Below are 11,548 nucleotides of genomic sequence, written 5' to 3'. Positions count from 1 at the left end.
TCCAGGCCGCCGACATGAGCGAACCCAACGAACAGCCGCGCGACGGCGCTCCCGAGATCGAGCGCGACGTCATGGAATACGACATCGTCACCGTGGGCGCCGGCCCTGCGGGGCTGTCGCTGGCGATCCGTCTCAAGCAGCTCAACCCCGAGCTGTCGGTGTGCGTGATCGAGAAATCGAGCACCATCGGCGCGCACATCCTGTCCGGCGCGGTGATCGAGCCCGAACCGCTCGACGCACTGCTGCCGGGCTGGCGCGACAACCCGCCGCCGATCTGCGTGCCGGTGACCGGCGACGAGTTCTGGTTCCTCACCAAAACCGGCGGCTACAAGTCGCCGATCGTACCGCCGGGCATGCACAACAAGGGCAACTTCATCGTCAGCCTCGGCGCGATGTGCGCGTGGCTGGCGCCGCAGGCCGAAGCCCTGGGCGTCGAGATCTATCCCGGCTTCGCCGCCTCGGAGACCCTGCACGATGACAGCGGCAGGGTCATCGGCGTGCGCATCGGCGACATGGGCGTGGCGAAGGACGGCTCGCACAAGCCCGGCTACACCGCCGGCATCGACATCCACGCCAAGGTCACCGTGCTGGCCGAGGGCGCGCGCGGGCATCTGACCAAGCGCCTGGTCAAGCGCTTCGACCTTCACCGTGACAGCGACCCGCAGGCCTACTCGATCGGCATCAAGGAGCTGTGGCAGGTGCCGGCCGGACGCGTGGAGCCGGGCAAGGTGGTGCACTCGCTCGGCTGGCCCGCTGACACGGGCACCTACGGCGGCAGCTTCCTGTACCACCTGGACGGCGACCGGATCGCGCTGGGCTACGTCAGCGGACTCGACTACAGCGATCCGGACTACAAGCCCTGGGAAGCCTTCCAGCAGTGGAAGAACCACCCGACGGTCGCGCCGCTGCTCGAAGGCGGCAACATCCTCTCGGCCGGCGCGCGTGCGATCGTGACGGGTGGCTGGCAGTCGCTGCCGAAGGTCGAGATGCCCGGCGCCCTGCTGATCGGCGACACCGCCGGCCTGCTCAACGTGCCCAAGATCAAGGGCACCCACCAGGCGATCCGCAGCGGCATGCTGGCTGCCGAACACCTGGCTTCGTCGCTTTCGGCGGAAGGCTTCGACGCGAAGCTGCGCGCATCCGACGCGATGGCCGAGCTGCGCAAGGTCCGCAACATCAAGCCCGGCTTCAAGAAGGGACTGTGGTTCGGCCTGCTCAATGCCGGCTGGGAAACCGTCACCGGCGGCCTGTCGCCGTGGACGCTGAAGGTGAAACCCGACTGGTCGTCACTGCACAAGCTCGGCGAACAGGAAGAGCCCAGGCGCGACTACGTGCAGCGCACCCTGCCCCCGCGCGACCGCCTGGCCGGTGTCTATTTCGCCGCCACCGAGCACGACGAGGACCAACCGGTGCACCTGAAGGTGGCCGACACCGACATCTGCGTCACCCGCTGCGTCGAGGAATACGGCAACCCCTGTACCCGCTTCTGCCCGGCCGCCGTCTACGAAATCGTCGAGGACGCCGCGTCAGAGCACGGCAAGCGCCTGCAGATCAACGCCGCCAACTGCGTCCACTGCAAGACCTGCGACATCAAGGATCCCTACGAGATCATCGACTGGGTGGCGCCGGAGGGTGGCGCGGGGCCGAATTACCAGAGCCTGTAGGAGATGCGACGAAGGAGGACGACCGACCGGCCGCCATCCGTATTCCCGGCCTGAAAACACCACGGGGGCGGATTTCTCCACCCCCGTGACGATCCCGCGATCCAGCAGATCAGCAATGCCTGGCCGGCGTCACTTGAACCCCACAATCTGCCAATCCTGGCCACCCACGCCAGTAACGGCTTGGCCCGTGCTTGAGTTGGCCGACAGCCAGATCGTGTTGTATCCGTTGTTCGAATTGCGCCACAGGATGTCGGCCTTGTTGTCGCCATTGAAATCCGCAACACCAGCAACGCCCCACACCGCTCCGTAGAGCCGTGTCACCGCTTGGAGCGAATCGGAGTCCGCAGACTGCCAGATGACGTTGGTGCCGCTACTGGTGCTCCGCCAAAGAATGTCGGCCTTGGCATCGCCATTGAAGTCTCCTACGCCAGCAATCTTCCAGTCCTGCCCGCCCACACCCGTTACTGCCTGGCCGGTAGTCGAGTTCCCCGAACGCCAGATTGTGTTGTACCCGGTGACCGTGTTGCGCCACAGGATGTCGGCCTTGCCATCGCCATCGAAGTCGGCGATCCCGGCAACGATCCATCCGGCTCCGGACACCGTCGTAACCGACTGCGTTTTGGTGGAATCCGCGCCTAGCCAGATCACATTGGCGCCGTTCGTGGGATTGCGCCACAGGATATCTGCCTTGCCATCACCGTTGAAATCGCCGGTACCGGCAACCTGCCATGGCGCTGCCAGTGCCGTCATTGCCAAACCGGTCGTGGAACTCGCTGACCGCCAAATTGTGTTGTAACCGCTGGCGGAATTTCGCCACAGGATGTCCGCCCGGCCGTCGCCATCGAAATCACCGGTGCCAGCAACCGCCCACACCGAACCGTACAGTCGCGTAACCGCTTGCGTCGTGCTGGAGCCGGCGGACCGCCAGATCACATTGGAGCCACTACTGAGGCTCCTCCAGAGAAGATCCGATTTCCCGTCACCATTGAAGTCATCCCTTGCTGACTGCGCAACCGGAACGACCGTCGCCCGGAACGTCGCAATAATCGGCATCACTTGGTTCAGGCTGCGCACGTTGTCCGACTGGTTCGCCACGCCGGTTGCACGATTCAGGTACTTGACGTTCGGATTGGCGAAGTAGCGGATCGAGAACTGGTTGCCGTCCGCCTGCGGATAGGCCATCACGGTGTAGAAGCCGCTCGAGGAAGCCTCCCGGTAACCATACGAATACGCGTGCACGCCCGTCGTTGAGCTGTCTTCGTCGTTGTGCGCCTGGCCCATGTTGTGGCCAAGCTCGTGCGCCAGCGTTTCTTCACGGCAGAAGTAGGTGTTGTCGTCCTCTTCGTCGAGGTCGGTGCCATCGGAAACAACCGAGTATCCGAAGGGCTCGTCCGCCTGGACGATTCCGCTCTCGCTACCGCCGATCAGCCAGGCAATGCCACACCCCGCGTTTTCCGGCGTACGGAACGCACGGACCAGCGACACCAGGTCGGCGCCGCTTTCGTCACGTGCTTCGCGCAGTGCCGTGAAAGCGGGGTCGACGTCAATGGGGCCGCCATCCTCACCCGCCCGGTAACCGGTCAGGCTCTCCAGCGCATCGCCGTTGTCGGTGTTGTCGGGGTAGTTCACCTGCAGCGTCTTGACCAGGCGCACGCGCATGTTGACGCCGCTGTTGGCATACGCCTCGTTGGTGATCGAGGTCATGTTGACCAGGCGCGTATTCGCCTGCGATTGGCCACCGAGCTGCGCGGCGTAGCCATTGGTGTACCCAAGCAGTATGTCGACCACCGCAGCCGCCGCGCTGGCGCCCGCAGTCGCGGGCTCCGCCCGCATCGAAGACACCGAAACCGAACCGCTCCCAGCCAGCTTCGGCGGAACCAGCTGGTCCCCGCCCTCGCGGACCGTGGCGCCATCGCGCCCGGCCAGCTTGCTGCGATCGGTCTGCACCAGCCAGGACTGGCCGGCGTTCATGGTCAGGCGCAGGGTTTCGGCGGTGCCCTGCGGGATCACGCCGAACACCGCCTTCTCGCCGAAGGTGATGACCGCGCTGGCGCCATCGGCATTACGGCCGATCCAGGTCCAGTTCCCGTCCGGGCTCTCCTCGTGCCGCTCATACTTGAGGCGGATCGGCTCGCCGTTGGGCGCATTGACCACCATTTCACCGGTATGCATCGCACGCAGCGCATGGGCTTCGCTGATCGCCACCGGGTAGGCGGTATAGGCGCCCTTGTGCTTGACCTGCCGGACCCGCTCATAGGCCAGAAGTTCGCCACGGTCCGGCAGCGATGCAAAGCTCGACATGGGCGAACGGAAGGCAGGCGACGACTGCATCGCCCCGGCCAGGCCTTCACCTGCGGCCATCGTGGCCTTGCCGGCCATCGGCGCCTGGTCGGAAGAGCAGCCTGCCAGCATGCCGATCAGGACACCGGCGGTGAGGTAGATGCGCATCAAGGATTCCTCAGATGGAAATGTGGGATTCAAACCCAAGTTTGCCTGAAGAATACTGGAAAGCGGAAGAATCCATCGCATTTCGAGCGTCCCGGCCTGTTACCGGAACGCTCGCGGGCCAGGATTTCACGCTTCTGTGAACGGCACCCCGGTTTTCTGCCGCACCTCGTCCAGGCCGACTCCCGGCGCCAATTCAGCAAGCACTAGGCCATCGGGGGTCACGTCGAACACCCCCAGGTCGGTGATGATCCGGCTCACCACCCCCAGGCCGGTCAACGGCAGGGTGCATTCAGGCAGGATCTTGGGCTCGCCCTTCCTGGTGCAATGCTCCATCAGGGCCACCACCCGCTTGACCCCGGCCACGAGGTCCATCGCCCCACCCATGCCCTTGACCATCTTGCCGGGGACCATCCAGTTGGCGAGGTCGCCCTTGTCGGTGACTTCCATCGCGCCAAGGATCGCCAGGTCGATGTGGCCGCCGCGGATCATGGCGAACGAGTCGTGGCTGCCGAAATAGCTTGCACCTGCGCGGGCGGTGACCGTCTGCTTGCCGGCGTTGATCAGGTCGGCGTCGAGTTCGGCCTCGGTCGGGAACGGGCCGATGCCGAGCAGACCGTTCTCCGACTGCAGCCAGACATCCACGCCGTCGGGGATGTAGTTGGCCACCAGGGTCGGCAGGCCGATGCCGAGGTTGACGTACATGCCATCGGCGAGCTCACGGGCGGCGCGCTGCGCCATTTCTTCGCGGGTCCAGGCCATTACTGCGCTCCTGCCGCACGCACGGTGCGCTGCTCGATGCGTTTCTCGGGCGTCGGGTTGTGCACGATGCGGTCGACGTAGATGCCGGGCAGGTGCACGTGGTCGGGGTCGATGGCGCCGATCTCGACGACCTCCTCCACCTCGACGATGCAGGTCTTGCCCGCCATTGCGCAGGCCGGGTTGAAGTTGCGCGCGGTCTTGCGGAACAGCAGGTTGCCGGCCTTGTCGGCCTTGTACGCCTTGACCAGCGACACGTCGGCGACCAGCGCGGTCTCGAGCACGTAGTACCGCCCGTCGATCTCGCGTGTCTCCTTACCCTCTGCAACGACGGTGCCGTAGCCGGTGGCCGTGAAGAACGCCGGGATCCCCGCGCCGCCGGCGCGCAGGCGCTCGGCCAGGGTGCCTTGGGGGTTGAACTCGAGTTCGAGCTCGCCGGCCAGGAACTGGCGCTCGAACTCCTTGTTCTCGCCCACGTAGGACGAAATCATCTTCTTGATCTGCCGCGTGCCCAGCAGTTGCCCGAGGCCGAAGCCGTCGACGCCTGCGTTGTTCGAGATCACGGTCAGGCCCTTGACGCCCGAGTCGCGCAGCGCCGCGATCAGCGCCTCCGGGATACCGCACAGGCCGAAGCCGCCGACGGCGAGCGTCTGGTTGTCGGCGGCGACGCCGCGCAGGGCGGTGGCCGCATCCGGGTAAACCTTTCCGATCACTGCCGGGAGATCTTGGGTTCCAGCCATTTCCTGATCCTGTGTTGCCGAACGGGCAGTTTAGCGCGGAGCTGAAGCCCCAGCCCTTGTCCCTTCGGACAGGCCCCGCGCGCGGGGCCATTGCAGGCACTGACACTTCGACCACACAACGAGCTGAAGTTCTACCGATCGGCCGGGATCGCGCCAGCGGCGGCTAGCGAAGCTCCTCGAGCAGTCGGTCGACCAGGTCCTCCACGCGCGTCCCGACCGTGGACAGGGTGACGTCCGGGTTCTTCGGAACCTCGTAGGGCGAGTCGATTCCGGTGAAGTTGCGCAGCTTCCCCTCACGCGCCTTGGCATATAGCCCTTTCGCGTCGCGCTGCTCCGCTACATCCAGCGGCGTGTCGACGAATACCTCCAGGAATTCGCCCTCGGCGAACATGCTGCGCGCCATCTGTCGTTCCGCGCGGAACGGCGAGATGAAGCTCACCAGCACGACCAGGCCGGCATCGACCATCAGCTTGGCAACCTCGGCGACGCGGCGAATATTCTCCACCCGGTCTTCGTCGGTGAACCCCAGGTCCTTGTTCAGGCCATGGCGGACGTTGTCGCCGTCGAGCAGGTAGGTGTGCTGGCCCATCGCCAGCAGCTTTTTCTCGGCCAGGTTGGCGATGGTCGACTTGCCGGCCCCTGACAGGCCGGTAAACCATACGCAGCGCGGCTGCTGGTGCTTGATCCGGGCACGGGCGGTCTTGTCGACGTCGACGTGCTGCCAGTGGATGTTGCCGGCGCGGCGCAGGGCAAAATCCAGCGTGCCGGCGGCGACGGTGGCGTTGCTCTGGCGGTCGATCAGGATGAAGGCGCCCAGCGCGTGGTTGTCAACGTAGGACTCGAACGGGATCGGCTGGTCCAGGTGCAGGTTGCAGTACGCCACCTCGTTCAACTCCAGGTGCTTGGCCGCGAGGTCTTCCTGCGTATTGACGTCTACCTTGTGCTTGATCTCGGTGACCGAGGCGCCGACGGTGCGCGCACCGATCTTGAGCCAGTACGGTCGCCCGGGCAGCAGCCGCTGTTCGCCCAGCCACAGCAGGTGTGCGGCGAACTGGTCGGAGACCTCCGGCGGACTGGCGGCGGCGGCGATGACGTCGCCTCGGCTGACGTCGATCTCGTCGGCCAGGGTCAGGGTGACGGCCTGGCCGGTAGTGGCGCGGGCGAAGTCGCCGCCGGCGGTGACGATGCGTGCGACGTTGGAGCGTTGGCCAGAGGGCAGCACGACGATCGCATCGCCTGGCGCAAGCTCGCCGGCGGCCACCGTGCCGGCAAAGCCGCGGAAAGTGTGGTCCGGACGGCAGACCCACTGCACCGGCATGCGGAAGCCGGTGTCATGGCCGGCCTCGTCGACCTGCACGGTTTCCAGGTGTTGCAGCAGGCTTTCACCCTCGTACCACGGCGTTGCCGCTGAACTCTGGAGCATGTTGTCGCCCTTGAGCGCCGACAAGGGGATGCAGGTGACATTCGGGATGCCAAGTTGCGCGGCCAGCTCGCGATAGCCGTTGGCAATCTCGTCGAAGATGTCCTGGCGGTAATCGACCAGGTCCATCTTGTTCACCGCCAGCACCACGTGGCGGATGCCCAGCAGCGAGACGATGTAGCTGTGGCGTCGCGTTTGCGTCAGCAGCCCCTTGCGTGCGTCGACCAGCACCACGGCGAGATCGGCGGTGGAGGCGCCGGTCGCCATGTTGCGGGTGTATTGCTCGTGGCCCGGGCAGTCTGCCACGATGAACTTGCGCTTTTCGGTACCGAAGAACCGGTAGGCGACGTCGATGGTGATGCCCTGTTCGCGCTCGGCGGCGAGGCCGTCGACCAGCAATGCGAAATCGACGTCATCGCCCTGGGTGCCGTGGCGGCGGCTGTCGGCTTCGAGCGCGGCGACCTGGTCGTCCAGCAGCAGGTGGGTGTCGTGCAGCAGCCGACCGATCAACGTGCTCTTGCCGTCGTCGACGCTGCCGCAGGTGATGAAGCGCAGCAGGCTCCTGGTCTCGTGCTGCTGCAGATAAGCGGCCGCCCCGGTATCAGCCCTGGCGGTTCCCGGTTCCCGATTCCCGATTCCCGGCCCCATCAGAAGTAGCCCTCCTGCTTCTTCTTCTCCATCGATGCCGAGGGATCCTGGTCGATCACCCGCCCCTGGCGCTCGGACGTCGTGGACACCAGCATCTCGGCGATGATTTTCTCCACGGTGTCGGCTTCGGACTCGATGGCGCCGGTGAGCGGGTAGCAGCCCAGGGTGCGAAAGCGGACCCGCTTGATCATCGGCGTCTCGCCGGCGCGCAGTGGCAGGCGCTCGTCGTCGACCATGATCAGGGCGCCGTCGCGCTCGACAACCGGGCGCTCCCTTGCGAAGTACAGCGAAGGCACCGGGATGTTCTCGCGGAAGATGTAGAGCCACACGTCCAGCTCGGTCCAGTTCGAGATCGGGAACACGCGTACCGATTCGCCCTTGTGGATACGGGTGTTGTAGAGGTTCCACAGTTCGGGGCGCTGGCTTTTCGGATCCCAGCGGTGCGCGCTGCTGCGGAACGAGAAGATGCGCTCCTTGGCGCGCGACTTCTCCTCGTCGCGGCGCGCGCCGCCGATCGCGGCATCGAACCCCCATTTGTCCAGCGCCTGCTTGAGCCCCTGGGTCTTCATCACGTCGGTATGCACGGTGGCGCCGTGGCTGATCGGGCCGACCCCCTGGGCCAGGCCGTCGGGATTGGTCCAGGTACGCAGCTCCACGCCGGCTTCCTGCGCGCGGCGGTCCCGGAACGCGATCATCTCGCCGAACTTCCAGCCGGTATCGACGTGCAGCATCGGGATCGGAGGCTTTGCCGGATGGAACGCCTTGACCAGCAGGTGCAGCAACACCGAGCTGTCCTTGCCGACGGAGTACATCATCACCGGATTCTGGAACCCGGCGGCGACCTCGCGCAGGATGTGGATGCTCTCGGCCTCAAGGCGGTCGAGATGGGAAAGCGCCGGGCTTCGCGTCATCGGCGGATTCTAGCCCGCAGCGGTGGGGCCCGCAGGCGGGACTCGCAGGCGCGGCCGATGGCCACCATGGCCTCCAGAATGCCATCGCGGCCATGGACCGCGCCTACGGGGTAAAATCCGGGATTGTTTGCACCTGCGGAACCCTCAGGCATGAAGATTCTTGTTGGATACAAGCGTGTGGTGGACTACAACGTCCGCATCCAGGTCAAGCCGGACGGCTCCGGCGTGGTCACCGACGGCGTCAAGCTGTCGGCCAACCCCTTCGACGAGATCGCGCTGGAAGAGGCCCTGCGCCTGCGCGACAAGGGCATCGCCACCGAGGTGGTGGTCGCCACCATCGCCCCCACCGACGCCCAGGCCCACCTGCGCAACGGCTTGGCCATGGGCGCCAACCGCGCCATCCACGTGGTCAGCGACCAGCCGATCCAGCCCCTGACCGCGGCCCGCACCCTGCTCAAGCTGGTCGAGAAGGAGCAGCCGGACCTGGTGATCCTCGGCAAGCAGGCGATCGACGACGACGCCAACCAGACCGGGCAGATGCTGGCCACGCTGTGGGGCCGGCCGCAGGCGACCTTCGCCTCGAAGCTGGACGTGGCCGACGGCAAGGCGACCGTTACCCGCGAGGTCGATGCCGGCCTGGAGACGCTGGAAGTCGACCTGCCGGCCGTCGTCACCACCGACCTGCGCCTGAACGAGCCGCGCTTCATCAAGCTCCCGGACATCATGAAGGCCAAGTCCAAGCCGCTCGAATCGATTCCGTTCGCCGACCTCGGCGTGGATTCGGGCGACATGCTCAAGACCACCCACTACGACCCGCCGCCCAAGCGCAGCCGCGGGGTGATGGTCAAGGACGCGGCCGAGTTGGTCGCCGCCCTGAAGCAGAAAGGGTTGCTGTAGGTCGGGGTCACGCCCCCGACGCCCCTACCCACTCATTCGCGCGTCGGGCCGGTAGGCCCGACCTACGGAGATTTCCCATGTCCAGAGTCCTGATCGTCGCCGAACACCTCGACGGCAAGCTCAACGCCTCCACCGCCAAGTGCGTGTCGGCCGCGCAGGCGCTGTCGCCGGAAGCCATCGACATCGTCGTGCTGGCCGCCGACCCGACCGCCGTCGCCGCCGAGGCCGCGCAGATCGCGGGTGTGTCGAAAGTGCTCACTGCCACCAACGGCGCCAACGCCAACGCGATCGCACACGTGCTCGCACCGCAGATCGCGAAGCTTGCCGAGGGCTACAGCCACGTGTTCGGCCCCAGCACCACCTTCGGCAAGGACCTGATGCCGTGCGTCGCCGCCCTGCTCGGCACCGCGCAGGTTTCGGACGTGATGGCCGTAGAGAGCAGCCATACATTCAAGCGGCCGATCTACGCCGGCAACGCGATCATTACCGTCGAAGCGCCGGCCGAACACGTCGTCGTCGCCACGGTGCGCACCGCTTCCTGGCCGGAGGCGGCGAAGGGCGGCAGCGCGCCGGTGGAAGCCGCCAGCGTCGAAGCCACCCTGCCCTCGCACACCCGCTACATCGGCTTGGCCGCCGGCAAGTCCGACCGCCCAGACCTGCAGAGCGCCAAGCGCGTGGTTTCCGGCGGCCGCGGGGTCGGCTCGGAGGAGAACTTCAAGATCATCTTCGACTTCGCCGACAAGCTCGGCGCCGCCGTAGGCGCCTCACGCGCCGCGGTCGACGCCGGTTACGTCCCCAACGAACTGCAGGTCGGCCAGACCGGCAAGATCATCGCCCCCGACCTGTACGTCGCCATCGGCATCAGCGGCGCGATCCAGCACCTGACCGGCATCAAGGACGCCGGCACGATCGTGGCAATCAACAAGGATGCCGACGCGCCGATCTTCGAGATCGCGGACATCGGGCTGGTGGGGGATTTGTTCAAGGTGCTGCCTGAGCTGGAGCGCACGCTCTGAGCTAACCATGACCGCAAGGCTCGGCGTTGGCCGGAAGAAGCCGGTAGGTATTTGCGGTCTTGGCAGGCTTGACTGTCTAAACATCGATGTATCGCGAGGCGAACGCGGAAATCACCTGTTCAACGACTGGCGGAGCAACGTGCACCTGATCATCGGCCCAAGTCATTGCTCGGGGCGAGTTCATCACCATCTCATAGCTTGGGAAGTAGTCAACGAACGGAAAGCGTGCCGTCAGCATCTGGGCAGCCACCCGTAGCACGGCCTTCGAGTAGGTGTTTGCGGTGAATACATCCAGGTTGGTGAACGTCTGCGCCATCGGCACAGGTGAAACCGTCACCACGACCTTGACCTCGGGATTGCGACCAATGAGTTTCTCCAGCGCGTCGGCAAGGACTTCGAAGACCTGCGCAACCGTGGCATTGAAGAAGGCGGTAGTTGCTCTACGATGTTTGATTGCAACAACGTTGAGCCCGTTGAAGGCAACCTTGCTGCTTGTGTCAAACCACGTCTCCGTCAAACCGAGCGTCATCACCACCAAGTCACTGTTGGCAACGTTGCGAGCGAGTTCGTCCAGCTTGTTGCGTAGCGCGGACACCTCCTCGAGCGCCATCAATCTCGTATAGGACGTTTGCGGGTCATACCACTGCCCGGGGTCGACCTCCACCAAACCCGGATCAGGCGACGCCTCGAGCCCACGGAGGATCTCGGTCGCCATCGAGTGCGCGTTGTACTTGTTGAGCACTGTGTTATGAAACACCGTATGGCCGATGTAGATGTCCTTGTCGATCTCGATCTCGGCTGTCGGCACCCTGAATCCTTGGCGCTTCAATGACCGCTCGACATTGCGGGCAAAACACGAACCAATGGTATAGATCGTCGCACCCTTGTGTATCTTGAACCGCGGCTGGTTCTCGACGATCACAACGTCACCCAACGCGATGCGATGACGTGCCGAGCCCGGATCATCACCGGCCACGCCATGACTGGAGTAGTTGCACCAGTATCGGTGAAGATTTTCCTTGCGGAACTTCACCACATCCATATATGT

General features: G+C 65.1%; 9 protein-coding genes. 3 read left to right on the top strand and 6 right to left on the bottom strand.

The features are described from left to right. Positions 1 to 14: 14 nt before the first annotated feature. Entirely contained in the window at positions 15 to 1,664 is a 1,650-nt protein-coding gene (locus tag ACFONC_RS01475; RefSeq protein ID WP_386741790.1) for an electron transfer flavoprotein-ubiquinone oxidoreductase, read from the top strand. A 129-nt stretch (positions 1,665 to 1,793) separates the two neighbouring features. On the opposite strand, the gene ACFONC_RS01470 is transcribed toward ACFONC_RS01475, so the two are convergent. The 5 genes from ACFONC_RS01470 to cysD all read right to left on the bottom strand — a co-directional run bounded on the left by ACFONC_RS01470 (position 1,794) and on the right by cysD (position 8,587). Further along, positions 1,794 to 4,112 carry an FG-GAP-like repeat-containing protein gene (locus ACFONC_RS01470; RefSeq protein ID WP_386741789.1) on the bottom strand — a complete coding sequence of 773 codons (2,319 nt, stop codon included), beginning with the start codon at positions 4,110 to 4,112 and terminating at the stop codon, positions 1,794 to 1,796. A 126-nt stretch (positions 4,113 to 4,238) separates the two neighbouring features. Then, positions 4,239 to 4,871 carry a CoA transferase subunit B gene (locus ACFONC_RS01465; protein WP_386741788.1) on the bottom strand — a complete coding sequence of 211 codons (633 nt, stop codon included), beginning with the start codon at positions 4,869 to 4,871 and terminating at the stop codon, positions 4,239 to 4,241. Then, positions 4,871 to 5,608: a CoA transferase subunit A gene (locus tag ACFONC_RS01460; RefSeq protein WP_386741786.1), complete on the bottom strand. Its 738-nt coding sequence runs from the start codon at positions 5,606 to 5,608 to the stop codon at positions 4,871 to 4,873. Before ACFONC_RS01460 ends, ACFONC_RS01465 begins: the two co-directional genes overlap by 1 nt. 163 nt (positions 5,609 to 5,771) lie before the next feature. Next, a complete protein-coding gene (gene cysN / locus ACFONC_RS01455; protein ID WP_386741784.1) occupies positions 5,772 to 7,676 on the bottom strand; it encodes a sulfate adenylyltransferase subunit CysN in 1,905 nt (634 codons plus the stop codon). Then, a complete protein-coding gene (gene cysD, locus ACFONC_RS01450; RefSeq protein ID WP_386741783.1) occupies positions 7,676 to 8,587 on the bottom strand; it encodes a sulfate adenylyltransferase subunit CysD in 912 nt (303 codons plus the stop codon). The genes cysN and cysD overlap by 1 nt, the downstream gene beginning before the upstream one ends. 150 nt (positions 8,588 to 8,737) lie before the next feature. Here cysD and ACFONC_RS01445 point away from each other — a divergent pair, with 150 nt between their 5' ends. Further along, entirely contained in the window at positions 8,738 to 9,484 is a 747-nt protein-coding gene (locus ACFONC_RS01445) for an electron transfer flavoprotein subunit beta/FixA family protein (RefSeq protein WP_386741782.1), read from the top strand. A 77-nt stretch (positions 9,485 to 9,561) separates the two neighbouring features. Beyond that, on the top strand, positions 9,562 to 10,500 hold the full coding sequence (locus ACFONC_RS01440; protein ID WP_386741781.1) for an electron transfer flavoprotein subunit alpha/FixB family protein: 939 nt from the start codon (positions 9,562 to 9,564) through the stop codon (positions 10,498 to 10,500). Positions 10,501 to 10,576: 76 nt separating this feature from the next. Here ACFONC_RS01440 and ACFONC_RS01435 read toward each other — a convergent pair whose 3' ends face one another. Continuing rightward, positions 10,577 to 11,542, bottom strand: coding sequence for a GSCFA domain-containing protein (locus tag ACFONC_RS01435; RefSeq protein WP_386741780.1), 966 nt, complete (start codon positions 11,540 to 11,542; stop codon positions 10,577 to 10,579). Positions 11,543 to 11,548 lie beyond the last annotated feature (6 nt).

This window comes from Luteimonas soli (genome assembly GCF_042648865.1).
GTDB classification, from domain to species: Bacteria; Pseudomonadota; Gammaproteobacteria; order Xanthomonadales; family Xanthomonadaceae; genus Luteimonas; species Luteimonas soli.
This window is presented reverse-complemented; position numbering and strand designations above follow the sequence as displayed.

Excerpts from the sequence above, each read along its gene's own strand:
- ACFONC_RS01465 (WP_386741788.1), bottom strand. The coding sequence starts at position 4,871 with ATGGCCTGGACCCGCGAAGAAATGGCGCAGCGCGCCGCCCGTGAGCTC.
- ACFONC_RS01475 (WP_386741790.1), top strand. The coding sequence starts at position 15 with ATGAGCGAACCCAACGAACAGCCGCGCGACGGCGCTCCCGAGATCGAG.
- ACFONC_RS01440 (WP_386741781.1), top strand. The coding sequence starts at position 9,562 with ATGTCCAGAGTCCTGATCGTCGCCGAACACCTCGACGGCAAGCTCAAC.
- ACFONC_RS01445 (WP_386741782.1), top strand. The coding sequence starts at position 8,738 with ATGAAGATTCTTGTTGGATACAAGCGTGTGGTGGACTACAACGTCCGC.
- cysD (WP_386741783.1), bottom strand. The coding sequence starts at position 8,587 with ATGACGCGAAGCCCGGCGCTTTCCCATCTCGACCGCCTTGAGGCCGAG.
- cysN (WP_386741784.1), bottom strand. The coding sequence starts at position 7,676 with ATGGGGCCGGGAATCGGGAATCGGGAACCGGGAACCGCCAGGGCTGAT.
- ACFONC_RS01460 (WP_386741786.1), bottom strand. The coding sequence starts at position 5,608 with ATGGCTGGAACCCAAGATCTCCCGGCAGTGATCGGAAAGGTTTACCCG.
- ACFONC_RS01470 (WP_386741789.1), bottom strand. The coding sequence starts at position 4,112 with ATGCGCATCTACCTCACCGCCGGTGTCCTGATCGGCATGCTGGCAGGC.
- ACFONC_RS01435 (WP_386741780.1), bottom strand. The coding sequence starts at position 11,542 with ATGGATGTGGTGAAGTTCCGCAAGGAAAATCTTCACCGATACTGGTGC.